At 32.1% G+C, this 17,522-nt stretch carries 16 protein-coding genes; 3 read left to right on the forward strand and 13 right to left on the reverse strand.

What is annotated here, in order from left to right; genetic code table 11:
• Window positions 1-4: 4 nt before the first annotated feature.
• From FJOH_RS11025 to FJOH_RS11080, 12 genes are all read right to left on the reverse strand, one after another.
• Window positions 5-2,455 (reverse strand): DNA translocase FtsK, encoded by a 2,451-nt coding sequence (locus FJOH_RS11025; RefSeq protein WP_012024180.1) that lies wholly within the window; start codon window positions 2,453-2,455, stop codon window positions 5-7.
• Between the two features lie 15 nt (window positions 2,456-2,470).
• On the reverse strand, window positions 2,471-2,845 hold the full coding sequence (locus FJOH_RS11030; protein WP_012024181.1) for a diacylglycerol kinase: 375 nt from the start codon (window positions 2,843-2,845) through the stop codon (window positions 2,471-2,473).
• 13 nt (window positions 2,846-2,858) lie between these two features.
• Window positions 2,859-3,356, reverse strand: coding sequence for a thiol peroxidase (gene tpx / locus FJOH_RS11035; RefSeq protein WP_012024182.1), 498 nt, complete (start codon window positions 3,354-3,356; stop codon window positions 2,859-2,861).
• A gap of 297 nt (window positions 3,357-3,653) precedes the next feature.
• Window positions 3,654-3,911 (reverse strand): DUF6952 family protein, encoded by a 258-nt coding sequence (locus FJOH_RS11040; protein ID WP_008462029.1) that lies wholly within the window; start codon window positions 3,909-3,911, stop codon window positions 3,654-3,656.
• A gap of 66 nt (window positions 3,912-3,977) precedes the next feature.
• Entirely contained in the window at window positions 3,978-4,286 is a 309-nt protein-coding gene (locus FJOH_RS11045) for a thioredoxin family protein (RefSeq protein ID WP_012024183.1), read from the reverse strand.
• 239 nt (window positions 4,287-4,525) lie between these two features.
• Entirely contained in the window at window positions 4,526-5,164 is a 639-nt protein-coding gene (locus tag FJOH_RS11050) for a peroxiredoxin (RefSeq protein ID WP_012024184.1), read from the reverse strand.
• Window positions 5,165-5,289: 125 nt separating this feature from the next.
• Complete coding sequence (locus FJOH_RS11055; protein ID WP_012024185.1) at window positions 5,290-6,903, reverse strand: glycoside hydrolase family 3 protein; 1,614 nt, start codon at window positions 6,901-6,903, stop codon at window positions 5,290-5,292.
• A gap of 2 nt (window positions 6,904-6,905) precedes the next feature.
• On the reverse strand, window positions 6,906-7,352 hold the full coding sequence (locus FJOH_RS11060) for a GNAT family N-acetyltransferase (RefSeq protein WP_012024186.1): 447 nt from the start codon (window positions 7,350-7,352) through the stop codon (window positions 6,906-6,908).
• 183 nt (window positions 7,353-7,535) lie between these two features.
• Entirely contained in the window at window positions 7,536-7,877 is a 342-nt protein-coding gene (locus tag FJOH_RS11065) for a tetratricopeptide repeat protein (protein WP_012024187.1), read from the reverse strand.
• Between the two features lie 22 nt (window positions 7,878-7,899).
• The gene (locus FJOH_RS11070; RefSeq protein ID WP_012024188.1) at window positions 7,900-9,171 is read right to left on the reverse strand and encodes an MFS transporter; all 1,272 of its coding nucleotides are present in this window, start codon (window positions 9,169-9,171) and stop codon (window positions 7,900-7,902) included.
• On the reverse strand, window positions 9,158-10,729 hold the full coding sequence (locus FJOH_RS11075; protein WP_012024189.1) for a glycoside hydrolase family 10 protein: 1,572 nt from the start codon (window positions 10,727-10,729) through the stop codon (window positions 9,158-9,160). The genes FJOH_RS11070 and FJOH_RS11075 overlap by 14 nt, the downstream gene beginning before the upstream one ends.
• A 194-nt stretch (window positions 10,730-10,923) precedes the next feature.
• Window positions 10,924-12,132 carry an anhydro-N-acetylmuramic acid kinase gene (locus tag FJOH_RS11080; protein WP_012024190.1) on the reverse strand — a complete coding sequence of 403 codons (1,209 nt, stop codon included), beginning with the start codon at window positions 12,130-12,132 and terminating at the stop codon, window positions 10,924-10,926.
• A 348-nt stretch (window positions 12,133-12,480) separates the two neighbouring features.
• On the opposite strand from FJOH_RS11080, the gene FJOH_RS11085 reads away from it, so the two are divergent.
• The 3 genes from FJOH_RS11085 (at window position 12,481) to FJOH_RS11095 (ending at window position 16,938) form a co-directional block, all read left to right on the forward strand.
• Window positions 12,481-13,038, forward strand: coding sequence for a LemA family protein (locus tag FJOH_RS11085; RefSeq protein WP_012024191.1), 558 nt, complete (start codon window positions 12,481-12,483; stop codon window positions 13,036-13,038).
• Complete coding sequence (locus FJOH_RS11090) at window positions 13,038-13,994, forward strand: DUF3137 domain-containing protein (protein ID WP_012024192.1); 957 nt, start codon at window positions 13,038-13,040, stop codon at window positions 13,992-13,994. The genes FJOH_RS11085 and FJOH_RS11090 overlap by 1 nt, the downstream gene beginning before the upstream one ends.
• 106 nt (window positions 13,995-14,100) lie before the next feature.
• Window positions 14,101-16,938 (forward strand): KAP family P-loop NTPase fold protein, encoded by a 2,838-nt coding sequence (locus tag FJOH_RS11095; protein WP_012024193.1) that lies wholly within the window; start codon window positions 14,101-14,103, stop codon window positions 16,936-16,938.
• Between the two features lie 102 nt (window positions 16,939-17,040).
• Here FJOH_RS11095 and FJOH_RS11100 read toward each other — a convergent pair whose 3' ends face one another.
• Window positions 17,041-17,274 carry a hypothetical protein gene (locus tag FJOH_RS11100; RefSeq protein WP_012024194.1) on the reverse strand — a complete coding sequence of 78 codons (234 nt, stop codon included), beginning with the start codon at window positions 17,272-17,274 and terminating at the stop codon, window positions 17,041-17,043.
• Between the last annotated feature and the right edge of the window lie 248 nt (window positions 17,275-17,522).

Here is a 17,522-nt window from a genome sequence, read left to right on the forward strand (position 1 = left end):
TGGATTAATTTTGTTCATTATTAAAAAATTGATCAAGAGCACTTAAGTCTAAAATATTCACGCTTCTTGCTTTACTGCCTTCAAATGGTCCAACAATTCCTGCTGCTTCCAGCTGATCGATCAAACGACCGGCTCTGTTGTAACCTAATTTTAATTTTCTTTGCAATAATGAAGCAGAACCCTGTTGTGCATTGACAATAATCTCTGCAGCTTCTCTAAATAAGGTATCTCTTTCGGAAATATCCATATCAAGATTAATGCCAGTTTCTTCTCCAACGAACTCTGGAAGTAAATAAGCTGTGGCATACGCCTTTTGTGAACCAATAAAATCTGTAATTTTTTCAACTTCAGGCGTGTCAATAAAGGCACACTGCACACGAATTACATCATTTCCATTCGTGTATAATAAATCTCCTCGTCCAATTAACTGGTCAGCGCCCTGAGTATCCAAGATCGTTCTTGAGTCGATTTTTGAAGTTACTCTAAAGGCAATTCTGGCAGGGAAGTTGGCTTTGATTAAACCGGTAATAACGTTTACAGATGGTCTTTGTGTTGCAATAATTAAGTGGATACCAATAGCACGCGCCAGCTGAGCCAGACGGGCAATTGGAACTTCAACTTCTTTTCCAGCAGTCATAATTAAATCGGCGAACTCATCGACAACCAAAACAATGTAAGGTAAAAATCGGTGTCCGGCTTCGGGATTTAATTTTCTTGATTTGAATTTTTCGTTGTACTCTTTAATATTACGAACCATCGCATCTTTTAATAAAGAATAACGATTGTCCATCTCGGTACAAAGTGAATTCAAAGTATTGACTACTTTTGCGTTATCAGTAATAATAGCATCTTCCGTGTCAGGAAGTTTGGCTAAATAATGTCTTTCAATTTTGTTGAAAAGTGTAAGCTCTACTTTTTTCGGATCGACTAAAACGAATTTTACTTCTGCCGGATGTTTTTTGTATAACAATGAAGTTAAAACAGCATTTAATCCTACAGATTTTCCTTGTCCTGTTGCTCCTGCCATCAATAAGTGAGGCATTTTAGCAAGATCGACAACAAAAGTTTCGTTTGAAATGGTTTTTCCTAAAGCAATTGGCAGTTCCATTTCGGCTTCTTGGAACTTTGCGGCTCCAATAACACTTTTCATCGAAACCATAGTTGGAGTCTTATTCGGAACCTCGATACCAATTGTTCCTTTTCCTGGAATTGGTGCAATAATACGAATTCCTAAAGCTGATAATGACAATGCAATATCATCTTCTAAACTCTTAATTTTAGAAATTCTGATTCCGGCTTCAGGTACAATTTCATATAAAGTGACCGATGGACCAACGGTTGCTTTGATTTGCGCAATTTCGATTTTGTAGTTACGAAGTGTATCTACAATTTTATTTTTGTTTTCTTCTAATTCTTCCTGATTAATTGTAATTCCCCCAGTCGAGTATTCTTTTAGTAAATCGATGGTTGGAAATTTATAATTGGATAAATCCAAAGTTGGATCAAATAATCCAAAATCAGCAACCAAACGCGAAGCAAGATTTTCTTCTATAATATCTTCTTCTTCGGCTTTTTCAATTACAAATGCTTCATCAGGAGTAACTAATGGAAGTTCTTGTTTTGGCTGAATTGGCTTTAAAATTGGATTTAATTCAATTTCTGACGAATGATTGATTGTTGGTTTTAAAGCTTCTTTATTGATTTCGAATTTAGAATCATCAGTTTTTAAATGAATGTTATCCAATTCAGGATCTTCTTCAATTGCAAATTCTTCTAAGTTATAAGCGCTTTCGGGCTCCAGATCTTGTTGTTGCGGCTTTTTAATAGAATTGAGTTCTGATTTGAATTCTTTTTTAGTAGAATCAAAATAGGACTGAATTTTTTCTGGAGATACTTTTATTTTAAAGATTAAATAAACGATCAATCCAAAAAGCAGAGTTAATAAAGTTCCGGTTTTTCCAATGTAATCCTGAAGAAAAATATTCAGCTCATAACCAATAGTTCCTCCCAATTCTGGGGCCGAAGTGGCGAAAAATCCAAACAGAACTGAAACAACAATAATGGCAAATATATCCCAGAACCAGGTGTTTTTAAGTTTTTTGGTTGAAAGTTCCAATGCTAAAAACAAACCGGTTAAGAAAAATAAACGAACTAATATAAAAGAAGCCAGACCAAAGCCTCTGTAAACAATTAAATCAGCAAGATAAGCTCCAAATTTTCCAAGCCAGTTTTGTACTTCTTCGCTGCGATCTCCAAGGCTGTCAACAGCACTTTGATCAGTCTGCCATTGTCCATTAACATAAAATGAAATAAATGCTACTAACAATGCAATAGAAAAGAGTACCAAAAGGCATCCCAAAACAAATTTTTGCGGTTTGTTTAATTTCCAGGATCTAATGCCTGCAATTTTTGATTCGGTTTTTTTGTCTACAGTTTCTTTTTTACTTTTTGCCATTCTTACGTTCCTGTCCTATATAAATTTTGGAATATAAATAATTAAACCTATTGCAATTGCTGTCATTGCGGCAAAAAATACCGCTCCTGCAGCAATATCTTTAATAAATCCGATTCGTCTGCTGTAATCAGGATGGATAAAATCGGCGATTTTTTCAACTGCCGTATTTAATCCTTCAACGCTTAAAACTAAACCAATGGCTAAGGTTTGACATAGCCATTCGGTTTGAGAAATATGAAAATAGAACCCTGCAATAGTCATGATAATTCCCAATGAGAATTGCACCATAACGCTGTGTTCTGTTTTAATCAATTTTACAGCTCCTTTAAAAGCATAGGTAACGCTTTTTAAACGACCTGTAACAAAAGTATTATCTTTTTGAAACTCCATTTATTGGAAAATATTATAGTGCTGCTAAAGCTGCTTCGTAATTTGGTTCGTTTGCAATTTCTGCAACTTGTTCTGTATGTGTAATTGTTCCATCTGCATCAACAACAATAATAGCTCTTGAGTGTAAACCAGCCAATGGTCCGTCAACAATTTCTAATCCGTTTGCTTTACCAAAAGCACCAGTTTGAAAATCAGATAAATTAACTACGTTTTCTAAACCTTCTGCACCACAAAAACGTTTTTGAGCGAAAGGTAAATCTCTTGAAATACATAAAACAGTAGTATTTTCTAATCCGCTTGCACTTGCATTGAAAGTTCTAACTGATGTTGCGCAAGTTCCTGTATCAACACTTGGGAAAATGTTTAAAACTAATTTTTTACCAGCGAAAGTACTTAAAGAAGCAACTGATAAATCATTTTGTACTAATTTGAAATCAGCTAATTTTGAACCAACTGCTGGTAATTCGCCTGATGTATGAACTGGATTTCCTCCTAATGTGATAGATGCCATGATTTTTGTTTAAAATTAATGAGGCTCAAAAGTAAGGATTAATATTTGAATCTAAAAGTATTTGTTATGCGTTTAAGGAGAGATTAAGATTGGCTTTTTGGCGACCTTGAATTTAAATATTTTAGATTTTAGAGGGCAGATTTTAGATTTGTTCAGCCTGAGAAAGATTGCCTAAAAATGGGAACTAAGACTGTGACTGAAAACTGTGACTGAATACTATAAAAAAAAGCGTCTCCTAAAATAGAAACGCTTTCTTCGTCATGTTTTTTTGTTTTTTCTTTGAAAAAAGAGGCCGATTTATTTATCGATTGAACCTAAAACACGTTTCATAAACGTATTTAAAGCTTCTTTTTTATCAGTTCCCTGAGCAACCAATTTTTGTACTTCAAGAGCACCATACATATTTGAAATCAATTCACCAATTACGTCTAATTCTTCATCTTTAAGAGAAGGAATTTCAGTCATCGCTTCAAGAACTTCAATTGTTTCAATGATATAATCCTGATCGTTTTCTTCGATGAATTGTGTTAAATGCTTAATTACTGGTAATTTCATAATTTTTTGTTTAAGCGTTAAATCGTTTTTTTGTTTAATCGATTAAACGAATAAACAAATAACCAATTAAACAATAGCGTTTACTAAGTCAATTAAAACTTCTTGTTTGTTAGTCTGCGTTTCGCCAACTAATTGTCCGTTTACGAAAGTTGCGAATGTTGGCAGGTTACTAACATTAGCTAATTTTCTAGATTCAGGAGAATTTTCTGCATCAACCAAAACAAAAGTGACAGCTTCATTTTCTGTTGCTAGTTTTTTGAATTTTGGTTTCATAATACGGCAATTTCCACACCATGAAGCTGAATATTGTACTACTACTTTTTCGTTTTTAGCAACTAAATCTGCTAACGTATCTTCGTTTAAGTCGATTAACATTTCTTTATTTTTTAAGGTTCAAAGTTGCAAAGGTTCAAAGGGACAAAGTTTTTGGAAACTTTATGTGTAAATATTTTGCAAAACTAGGTTGTTTTGCATTTTGACCTTTGTATGTGTTTAATTAGAAAAGATTTTTAAAGTAACAAAAGTTCAGGGGTAAAGTCTTTGACTTTGTTTATATGCAGCAAAAAAGTCTTTGCCACTTTGTACCTCTGAACCTTTGTACCTTTATAAAAAAATTAGTTTGCGCTTAAGTATTCAGCAGTACTGATTCTGTCTGCAGACATAGCTTCTTTACCAGCTTCCCAGTTTGCAGGACAAACTTCTCCTTTAGTTTGGATGTGAGTGTAAGCATCAACCATTCTTAAGTATTCGTTTACGTTACGTCCTAGTGGCATATCGTTTACGCTTTCGTGGAAGATTTTTCCAGTTTCGTCAATTAGGTAAGTAGCTCTGTAAGTTACGTTTGAACCTTCGATGATAACTGAATCTGTATCTTCGCTGTAGCTTGTAGATTCGATATCAAGAATACCTAAAATGTTAGCTAAGTTACGGTTTGTATCAGCTAAGATTGGGTAAGTAACACCTTCGATTCCACCATTGTTTTTTGGAGTATTTAACCAAGCAAAGTGAACCTCGTTTGTGTCGCAAGAAGCACCAATTACGATAGTATTTCTTTTTTCAAATTCTGGTAATGCAGCTTGAAAGGCGTGTAATTCAGTTGGACATACAAAAGTAAAATCTTTTGGGTACCAAAATAAAAGTACTTTTTTATTGTTGTTTACTGCTTCTTCAAAAATGTTGATTTTTAAATTGTCACCCATTTCTGAGATAGCATCTACTGCAATACTTGGGAATTTTTTTCCTACTAAAGACATAATTTTCGTTTTACGTTAAATATTTATTTCTGGTGCAAAAGTAGGGCATAAGTACAGGTTCTTACAATAAGATGTGATTATAAAAATTTATAAGTTGATAAATTTTGATTATTTTGCGTTTTAACTTATTGAATGTCAATATTTACGGGTAAAACGCCGTTGAAAGTATTTTTTTCTAAAAATTGAATTCCTGCTGTTTTTTGAAATTCTTCGAAATCCTGATATACCTCAATTAGCCCTGAAGCTTTTTTCAGATTTGGAATTAAAGGTAATGCATATGGATTTCCAAAAACAAAAACGATGCATTTTTTAGTTTGCAATAATTCAGAAAGTAAATTCAAAACTTCGTTATCAATTTCGAAATTATTCAGCGGTTTTGCTTTTGGAACAAATAATGAAATTAAAATCGTTTCGAAATTTTCTAATTCTTTTTGGATTGATGAAATATCTGAAACGTCTAGACTTTCAAAAGCAAATTCTGGAGAATCAAGTTTTGTATTCAGTGTTTTGAAAAATGTATTTTCAGTATTTTTATATAAACTCAGTTTAGCTAATTTGTTGTTTTTCTGCGCTTCAAAAGCTAGTTCAGTACTCGAATTATCTATAATTTTAGTAATTGCATTTTGAGCAATTTCTAAGTTTATTTTTGATGTTTTTTCAAAATCTAATTCACCCGAAGCCGCAGTTTTTCCAGAAAGAATTCCGGCTTTTTCTTTGGCTTTCATAATTCGGTTGTAACTTTCGAAAATACGGTCTGGAGAAGCATTTTTATAAATTGCTTCAATTCCTTCGGGCACATTTTCAGCGAAGCATAAAACATCATTTCCTGCATTAAAAGCTTCCCATTCTAATTGACCTTTGGTTTCATACAATTTAGAAACGCTGTGCATATTTAAGGCATCAGAAATTACCAAACCGTCGTATCCTAATTTGTCGCGCAAAAGATCTTGAATAACAGCTTTTGATAATGTTGCAGAAGTATCTTTTCCGTCGTTTAAACTAGGAACAGCCAAATGCCCGATCATTATAGAATCGACATTGTTTTCAATTCCTTTTATAAACGGATATAATTCGTTTTCTAATAATTCTTCTAAAGTTTCTTTTAAAACCGGCAATCCTAAATGCGAATCAACGTTCGTATTTCCGTGTCCGGGAAAGTGTTTCAGACAGCCTAAAACGCCAACTTCTGACATTCCTTTTAAATATTCAATCGAAAAATCGGCTACTTTTTCTTTGTTTTCACCAAAAGAACGATAGCCAATAACGGGATTATTTGGATTGTTGTTGATATCTGCCAAAGGCGATAAATTATACTGAATTCCGGCTGCTTTTAAATCTAAACCAATTTGTTTTCCAGCTTCATAAACCAAATGAGATTTGTTTTCTGGCAAAGCGCCAAGCGTAATTGCGTACGGATATTGAGGTGTTTTTTCAATTCGCATTGCCAATCCCCATTCGGCATCAATACTAATTAAAAGCGGTGTAGAAGCTGCTTTTTGATAACGAACAATTAAAGCTTTGATTTTCTCGTAGCTGTCGTCATTAAAAACTACTTTTTTCTTGCTTTCATAATTGGTTGCAGCGCTCGCACGACTATGAAAAAAGGTCAATCCCCCAATATTGTATTCTTTAATAAGGCGTTCAGTTTCCTGAATATTTTCTTCGGTATCATTGATAAAAACGGCAGGGAAAAAGAATTGTCCTATTCTTTGTCGTAATGCTTCGGCTGTAATTTTCATTATTATAAAGTCTTTTTCATGCAGACACTATTATCCATTTCTTCATAAGGCGGATAATTTGGAATGATAGTATAATTTAATTTTTGATATAAGTTGATGGCTTCCGGCTGGTTTTTTCCGGTTTCCAAAATAGTATAAGTATAACCGACTTCTTTTGCCCAGATTTCGAGTTCTTTTAAAATAGCAGAAGCAATTCCTTTTTTTCGATAATCAGGATGCACATACATTCTTTTAATTTCAGTTTTGTCGCTTTCTTTTTCTCTAAAAGCTCCGCATCCAACAGGAACATCATTTTCGTAATAAACAATAGTATGTTTTATTTTGTCGGTTTTATTAAACTGATTGTAAAACGCATGATCGTCACCGTCTCTAATGGCTAAATCTTTATCTAATAAAGCAACCAGATTTATAAAATCAATATCATCTGAATTGGTTCGCTTTATGTTCATGATTTAGAATATTTAGATTCGTATTATTTTAATTTTCTAACACATAGAAACATAGTATTTAGTTTCTTGGAAAAGGCGTTTCACTTTATTTAAATACGCATAGTTATGTGTTGAGAAATGAGTTTCTCTTTTTTATTCTTTTCACAAAAAAAATCTATGTTTCTATGTGTTTAAAAGAATGTTTTATTTCAGTTTTGCTTTCTTTTGTTTAGCCAATTGTTTTTTGGTTTCAATTGCTTTTTCCAATCGGTTTTTAAAACGGAAAAGTTTTGGTAAACCTTCCAATCGGTCTTCGATTGTAATTTCTTCGTAAACCACAATGGCTTTTTCTAAAACGCGGATTTCATTTTCCAGATCGTTTTGGTTTTTGTAAATCGTAGCCAAACGATCGTAAGGATGATTTCCTTTAAAGTCTTCCGCGACATTTTCCTCATATAATTCAATAGCTTTTTCAAGATTTCCGGATTTTTCGAACTCAGCTCCTTTTAAGTTGCGTTCGGCCTGCAAATTTTCATTGATTTCCATATTGTAAGAGTTTGATTTGGGGTTAAACTTCTTCAGATTTTTTCCCAAAATCTTTCGGGAAAGTTAAAAAACGTGATAAAATAAGACCTGGAATTGTAGCTATAAGAACCCAGATAAAGAAGTTGTCATAGCCTAAATATTTTTGAATATAACCGCTCAGCATTCCCGGAAGCATCATTCCTAAAGCCATAAAACCGGTTGCCAGTGCATAATGTGCTGTTTTTGATTCTCCTTCGGCAACATGAATTAAATACATCATAAAAGCAGTAAATCCAAAACCATAACCAAATTGTTCTAAAATCACGACGGCATAAATGTAATAAATTGATGCGGGGTGAAAAAATGCTAATAAAATGAATCCAATAATAGGTAAATGCATTGTTAAAAACATTGGAAACATCCATTTCGTAAGGCCATGTCTGGAAATAGCAATTCCGCCTAAAATACCGCCAATGGTTAAGGCTGCAACACCGCAGGTTCCATAAATAATTCCAACTGCTTCGGTATCTAAAGCCATTCCGCCCAATTTTTTTGGATCTAATAAAAATGGACTTAACATTTTAAGCAGCTGTGATTCTCCTAATCTGAAAACCAGAATAAAAGCCAGAATTAAACCAATTTGTTTTTTCTTAAAGAAGCTTATAAATATAGTTCCAAAACTTTGATGATGGGTTTCTTTATTTTTTTCGACAGCGTTTATTTCATTTTTTGGAGTAAAAATGAAATTGTAAATCGTAATAAATGTCATTAACAAACCAACTGCAATCATAGTATACGACCATGCTTTAGTATTATCGCCGTATTTGTGTTCCAGATATCCTGCAAAAAGTACAATTAATCCGTTTCCGGCTAATAATGAAAGTCTGTAAAAAGTACTTCTGATTCCGAGGAAAAAAGACTGCTGATTTTCGGGTAAAACCAATAAATAAAATCCATCGCTGGCAATGTCATTAGAAGCCGAAGCAAAAGCAGCAACCCAGAAAATAGCCAGAGTCATTACGAAAAATCCATTTGTTGGAATCGTAAAACCAACTAATAAAAAGGCTATTGAAATAAGCAGCTGCATGGATAAAAACCATTTTCTTTTGGTTCCTGTTAATTCAATAAACGGACTCCAAAGCGGTTTGATAACCCACGGCAGATATAATAAACTGGTATAAACTCCAATATCTTCATTTGAGATTCCGAGATTTTTGTACATAATTACCGAAACGGAAATTATAACGGCATAAGGCAGTCCGGATGCGAAGTTAAGAAGCGGAATCCAAAACCAGGGTTTATTATCTGTTTTCATTAGGCTGAGCAGGTGAATATATTTTAAAATTCTTTTTTATGTCGGCAGCAGCGGGTGTGCTTTCGTTTGCAAAATAATCAATAAATGTTACAGCACAAGCTTTGTACATGCTGATTTTTTCTGCAGGAATAGAAAATGAAATAACACCGTCTTTTTCAACAGCTCTAACTTTGTCGATTATTTTTGTCGCGTCGTTTGTATTGATTTTTGAAATATGCTCGCCTCCATAAATTACAATGTAACGAACCTTTGTATTAAGCGGACTCTTAATGCTGAAAGTATATGTTGAATTATCTTTTGTAAATTCTGTAAAAACAGGATTGTCAATTATTATGCGTTTTAAATTTGGAACCGCAGCAGGAATCGAAGGATATTTATATTGATTGTCTCCTAAAAGACGAACAACATCTAAATTTTTGCTCATAAACCATTTAGCGCTGAAATAAGCACTTCCGTTTACATTTTTAAAACTTCTGGCAAAATCAACCTGAGTTGGAATTTCGGTTGCAAAATACCAGCTTTTATCACCATCGCCTCTAATTTTATAGGATGCATGACCAATATAAATGGCTGTGTTGTTTGCGTTTTCAGACCACCATTTTACTAATTTAGAGTAAGAAGCTCTAGGATTATTCATGCTCCAATATAATTGCGGCATAATGTAATCAATCCATTTTTGATCCATCCATAAAACAGGATCTGCATACAAATCGTCGTAATTAGAAGTCGATTGTGTTTCTGAACCTTTTGGATCTTGAGATTTGTTTCTCCAAACTCCAAACGGACTAATTCCAAATTGAACCCAAGGCTTACTTGCTTTTATGGTTGTAGAAATGGTATGTACAAAGTTACTCACATTAGCACGACGCCAGTCTGCAAGACTTAAGCCAGAACCGTATTTTTTGTAAGACGCTGTGTCGTTAAATACTTTTCCGGGAACAGCATACGGATAAAAATAATCGTCAAAATGAATTGCGTCGATATCGTACTTATCAACTACTTCTTTTACTACTTTGGTTAAATGTGTCTGAACTTCAGGAAGGGCAGGGTCATAATAGTATTTTCCGCCATATTCTATCATCCATTCCGGATGTTTAAAAATATCGTGATTTGGGCTCAAAAGATTTTTATTTAAATCAAAAGTAGCACGATACGGATTCAGCCATGCATGAAATTCAAAGCCTCTATTGTGCGCTTCTTCGATCATCCACTCCAGCGCATCGTAATACGGATTTGGCGCAGTACCTTCTTTTCCTGTTAAGAATCGTGACCACGGAGCAAATTCTGAAGGATAAAATGCATCACCAACACTCCTGATCTGAACGATAACAGCGTTGTAATTTAGTTTTTTATAGGTGTTTAAAATTTCAAGATAATCAGCCTTTTCCTTTTCGACATTGTCAATTGCCGTTTTTGGCCAGTCAATATTTACTACAGTTGCAATCCAGACTCCTCTAAATTCATTTTTAGGATATATAATTTTTTCCTGTGAAAAGGCTTTCCCTCCAAAGAAAAATAAAAATATTATAGAGTATAGTAAGTACTGATTTTTATGCATTTCAAATGTTTATTTTAACAAGAACCAAAAATAGGTTTAATTTTTTTTCTGCCGCGAATTCACGAATTTTATTTTCTCAAACTATAAAAAAATAATTCGCAGTAATTCTTTTTTTGCCAAACCCGATAGCCATTGGGATAAATGAATTGTTTGGATTAATCTTTTACTCCTTTAATCTGCGGCAAACTTATTCTTTAATCTGGAAAAGAAATTTTTCCCATTGTTACAGATGGAATTCCTTTTTGTGAACCAAAATTATAATTTCCACCGGCAACGGTTTCATTAGCCAAAACGGCAAATAAAACGGCTTCTTTTGCATCGCCTGAAATTCCCAGAACGTCGCTTTTTTCAAATTTACAAGACAATAATTCCTGTAACCATTTCACCAATAATGGATTTCGTGCACCTCCGCCAGACATATAAACCGTAAACTCTTCTATTGGTGTTTTAGTATTTTGTACGACAAACAAAACTGCTTCGGCAATTGTTTCGGCACTAAGGCGTGTTAAAGTTGCCAGCAAATCTGGTGCCGAAATGTTTTCTAATCCTAATTTTACCAAAGCTGAGTTTACAAATTCGTGATTAAATAATTCCTGGCCAATTGTTTTTGGAAAGCTTTGCTTGAAAAAAGGATCACTTTTTAATTCGCTTAAAAGTTCTTGATTTACAGTTCCTTTTTTAGCGATTTCGGCATCTTTATCAAAACTTTTTTCAGGAAAAAATTGTTTGGTAAAAATGTCAATTAAAGTATTTGCTGTTCCGGTATCGGTTACAAAAACCTCTTCGGCATTTTGTGAGGCAGGTAAATAAGTGAAATTTGCAATACCACCCATATTCAGCATAATTCGGTTTTCGCCTTTTTTGCTGAATAATAAATAATCACCATAAACAGCTAAGGGCGCACCTTCACCGCCCGCGGCAACGTGTTTTTGTCTGAAATCCGATAATGTGATAATTCCGGTTTTTACCGCAATATGATCACCGTCGCCAATCTGCAAAGTTGCATTGGGGAATTTTTCCTGCTGATGTAAAAATTTTGGCGCATGCAGAACCGTTTGTCCGTGCGATGCGATTAAATCTACCTCACTTGCGGGAATATTCCATTTAGCAAGGCAATCGTTAATCATTCCTGCATGAAGGTTTGCAATCCATTCGTTTAGCAAAACCAAATGCTGAAAATCGATTGTTTTCTGTGCAAATACCTTTCTTATTTCGGTTTTAATATCGTCGTTGTAATCAATGGTTTCAAATTGCTGGATTTTGACAACCGTGTTTCCACCTTCACCAGAAACTTCGCAAAGAGCCAAGTCGAGTCCGTCGAGAGAAGTTCCAGACATTAAACCTAGTATTTTTCTGGTCTCTTTTTGAGCGATTTCGTAAAGAGCTTTTATATTTTTATTCATTTTCAAGTAATCTTAAAAAACGCGTTTAATTTGATAACGCTAAAATGGGATTATTTTGCATATAAATTTAGAAAAAAGAAATTTTATTGTTTTGAATTGGAAGAATTAACAAAAATCTCATCGAGATGAAATATTTATACACAAATTAATGCAGTCAAGAAGTATTTCATTGTGCTGAAATATTGATGTTTAAAAAGATTTCGCTCCGCTGGTGCTTCTGAGAAAACGAATCAAAACAGCTATATATATTGCGCTTCTCTAAAGCTTGAGCTATAATTAAAAAATTAACTAAAAACTTATATCTCTTATTTATATATTTGCTCATAACCAATTAAAAAAAATAAAACCATGTTTGTTATTATAGGACTTTTTGCTTTCCTTTTTATTATCGGAATTATAATCTACAATTCACTTATCGGAAAAAGAAATCAGGTTACCAATGCTTTTTCAGCGATTGATGTTATGCTGAAAAAACGTTTTGATTTGATTCCAAATCTTGTTGAAGTTGTAAAACAATATACAAATTACGAACAAAGTACTTTAACTAAAATTGTTGAGCTTCGTGCAAAAGCGACTTCAGGAAATTTGACAGATGATGAAAAAGCAAGTTTAGACACTCAATTGAGCTCAGCAGTAAAAGGTTTAATGGTTACTGTAGAAAATTATCCAGATTTAAAAGCCAATACTAATTTCTTAAATCTACAGACTACATGGACAGAAAGTGAAGAACAAATTGCAGCGGCGAGAAGAACTTACAACTCAGCCGTAACAGATTATAACAACGCAATTATGATGTTTCCTGGCAATATGTTTGCCGGAATGCTGGGCTACACTAAAATTGAGGTTTTAGCAACTCCAGAAGAAGAGCGTAAAAATATTAGTGCAAAAGAACTATTCAATAATTAATGGATTCAGAATTAAATTCGAAAGTCAATCTGCAGGAAATACTGAATACCTTAGAAGTTGATCGGAAAAAAATTTCCGAAACGTATAAAACCTGTTATATATTATTTGGCCTTGCAATAGTAATTTTAGTTATCGGGTTATTAATTCGATTTCCTGCTTTAGGGTTTATTGGTTTTTTAGTATCTGCGTTGATTGCTATTTTAATGCACTTTAAAATAGACGATGACGTTAAACAATACAAAGCAGACTATAAAACGAATGTTGTAGCATCTGCTTTAAAAACGGTTAACGAAAGTTTTGTTTTTGCACCACTAAGCGGGCTTTCTGAATATGAATTTGTAAGCTCGGAGCTTTTTACAACCGAACCCGATCGCTATAAAACGCAGGATTTAATAACCGGAACGACCGATAAAACTTCTTTTTGGTTTGCCGAAGTACACGCTGAATATAAAACCCAAACTCAAACCAAAAATGGAACGCGAACAGAATGGCACACTATTTTTGAGGGAATTATTTTTGCAGCCGACTTCAATAAAAACTTTAATGTTTCGACAGTTGTTCGTCCAAAAAGTTTTGGTGCTAGTCTTGGAGCGTGGTTTTCTAAAAATGTTTTCAGTTTTGGAAACACCGAAGTTGTGCAATTAGAAAACACCGAATTTGATAATAAGTTTGTAACCTATTCTAAAAACCAAATCGAAGCGCGATATATTTTGACGCCCGCCATGATGGAAAGAATTCTGGCTTTAAACAACAAATCCGACGAAACGATTTCTATCTCGTTTATACATTCTAAAATGTACATCGCTTTTCCATTATCTCAAAATTATTTTGAAGCGCCTATTCATTCGTCGCTTTTAGCGCCAGATTTACTTACTGATGATCTTTCGATCGTGAAGTTTATGCACGATATTGTTCATGAACTGGATTTGAATACTAGGATTTGGGGAAAGGAGTAGATGTTTAATAAATCTGTAAAACAAAGCTAAAACATGAGTGCGGGCACGGATTTCAAATCCGCGCTATCGGGTTCTATGATTGGATACTTAACTTTAAAAACATCACATGGAGAGAATATTAAAACTAAAAATTTTCTTAAAAAGTAAATTATCATTTTTTTTTGAAGCAATAATAAATCTATTTGGTAAAATATTAGTCTTTCTAAAAAGCAATTTTAATGTTTTTTTTTCTTGGTTAGTTTTGGTTACAATAGTTTTGATTTTTCAAAATAAAATTGCAACTTTTTTAGCAGAAAATTCTATCATAAAACATGTTGATGTTAAAAAACAAAGTTTCAATTTAGCATTTGTAACATTAGTACTGATATTCTTGATTCGTTTTTTTTGGTTTATAGTAAAAAACTATAGAATTTCTCAAAAACAGAACTATTTTATCTTTTTATTTAGTTCAATTTACTTCTTTCTTAGGAATGATGAAAATGACTCTTTATATTTTTCATATTTAAGTAGAAGACACGAATTATATTATTCTGATATAATATTACTAATTGCAATTTTATCAATTTTATTAATCTTTAGAAATATATTTTTAAGAAATTGGAGTTTATATGATAATATAGTTAGTTGGTTTGATGAATTGATCAAAAAAGGCGAACATGTTAAATCCTCTTTTTTAATAGAAGACATTCCTCTAAATAATACAAATATTAACGATAATGAAAAAGTAATTGATGAGGTTGTAAAGGCTGTAATAAATTTAAAACCATCTTATTCATTTATAATAGGAATAAACTCAATATGGGGAATTGGTAAAACAAGTTTTTTGAAACGTCTAGAATATAAACTTACCATTCAAAAAATACACAATGAAAGTAAGCCAATAACTTTTTGGTTTAATGCTTGGCAACATCAGGATGAAAAATCAATAATTAATAATTTTTTCAATCAATTAAAAAAAGAACTATCAGTATTTTCAGGAGATTCTGAAAATTCAATCGACAATTATTTAAAAGAAATGCTGGCTTTAGCCGACAATAAATATTTAAATTTCTTTAAATCAATAACTGATAGCATATTCTCTAATGGAGATAGTATAAAAGAGTCTTATGATGAAATAAATGTTATCATTGAGGAAATTAATAGAAAAATAATTGTATTTGTTGATGATATTGATAGATTAAATAAAGTTGAAATTTTAGAGACATTACGGATTTTACGTAATATAGCAAATTTTAAAAATGTTGTTTTTGTCTGTGGTTTTGATAGAGAATATGTGGTCAAACAATCGCAAATTGATAATCATTATCTCGATAAAATTTTCAATTTAGAAATTAATTTAACTACACAAAATCAAAAAGGATTTGTTTCTTTTTTTAGTGAATTAATTAATAGTTCGTCTGGCTACGATAATGATGAAAAAAATATATTAATAGAATCTGTTAATAAAATATTTTATGCAGATGAAGAAAGCAGTATTGATATTAGTTCACTCATTAAAATGACACGCGAAAATAACACAAATCAAGAAGGTTTTAAAAATGAAGAAGTTTTAGCCAAAATACCTTTAATTCCTTCATTTTTCTTTGAATCAAGAAGGGATGTTAAAAAATTTTATAACGAATTATATATTAATTTTAAAACTCTGGGTAGCAACATTTCGGATATTAATCTTGAGAAATACTTATTATTGAAACTATTATTATTCAAATATAAATGGATGCATAAAAATTTTGCTTCGAAAAGAATAAATTCTTGGCTTGGAAGTGAACCTGTTTTGAGGTTTAAAGAATTAAATTTAAAAAAATTATTGCTGAATAAGGAAATAGAAAATCAAGATAGTTATATAATTTTTTCAGTTTTACTTCTCTTATTTCCAGAAAATGGTTTGCATAATCATTCTCCAGAAATAAATCAAAAAAGATATTTTCCTATCTATTTCAGTAACAATGTATTTAATGAATGTCTGACTTATTATCAGCTAACTGATGCTATTAAAAATAATAGAGTTAAAAAACTTTTAACAGATATTGTAAATGGGAAAGAAAATGAAAGGTCAATTATAAATGATATAAAATTATTTTTGCTAAAACCTGAGAATATAGATAATATTAATGAATACAAACAAGTCGTAGATTTAATCAAAAATGGTGATTTGGGTAAAGTTGATGAAATGAAAATTCTTAATTTTTTGCATTTAGGCGAGAAAAATTTTGGAATTGAGTACAAGAAATTGTTAGCTTTTATTTTTACAAATTTTGAAGATCCTTTCGGATCTTTTGCATTAGATTTAAGTATCTATTATAGAAAATATCCTCTTGATTCTTCAAGAAACAAATATAAACTTGAGGACGGCATTGATCATAAAACAATTGATGCTTTAAAGATTTTGAATAAAGAAGTTCTAAAGAAACTAAATTTAGTAATTCTCAGAAAAGAAATAAATGCTAAAAATTTGGATACTAAAATGATTTTATCAAATTTTAATAGATTCTATGAAATATATTTTACAGACCTTAAATTCGGATTTTTTTATGAAGAATATAAGGTAATCATAAAGGGTTATATGACTGAAAATTTTGAAAATATTTTTTTAGCTAATAATGTAGAGAAAACAATTTCAGATATGGATACAACTTTATTGACCAATCTTTTTGAAAATGATATTGATAAAAAAGAATTTGTAGAGGTATTAAAAATGCAAGTTGACGGCAAAGTTAATGGAACATCTAAGCCAATGAATGGAATAATTTATAGAGAAGGAGGATTGAATAATTTTATTAAATATGTTGAAGATATAGAGAATTTAATTAGCCCAGAAAAAATAGAAATTTATAAAGAGTTTTTAGTATGGTTACATACATTTAGAGATAATTTTTACTTAGGTAAACCAACTACAAAAGAAGTAAGTGATTTTAAAAATGGAATTCGTAATAATGTTAATTGATTTTTGAAGATATACTTCTAAATAAAGATTTTATAGTCCCTGTCTCGTCCTGAAACCCGATAACGCAGATTGCAAATCCACGTTATCGGGTTTTTAAACTCTTTACTCCACCTCCAAATAAGGATTTAAAGTTTCTGCTAATTCATTGAGCCAGTAAAGACCGTCTCTTAATTTGGCGATTTCGTATTGAAGCGATTCGTGTTCACTCATAACGCCTAAAGCCAATGTGAAATTTATTTGCCTAAGTGTTTTAGCCATTTCTTCAGGTTCAATTCTGTCGTTGAAAAAATTCAAAAGCCTGATTTGGGTTTCTGCAGAAAGTGTGTTTGTACTCATAAATGTTGTAGTTTTAGAAGTAAAAAACCCTTGCAAAGTAGTGTTTCTAACGCCTACAACAGCGCTTACAGTCGTTTCCGATACCGCACACATAATACAAGGGCAAATCTTATTTCGTTCTTAATGTTGTAGTTTAAGAATTGTAAAAGTATCAAAAAACAACAACAAAAAGTAAGAAAAGTAATATATTTTGTTAAAGCTTAAAAATGAGCTAAATAGACTAAATCATCTCTACGGGGTAAATATAA

It is taken from the genome of Flavobacterium johnsoniae UW101, assembly GCF_000016645.1.
GTDB lineage: Bacteria > Bacteroidota > Bacteroidia > Flavobacteriales > Flavobacteriaceae > Flavobacterium > Flavobacterium johnsoniae.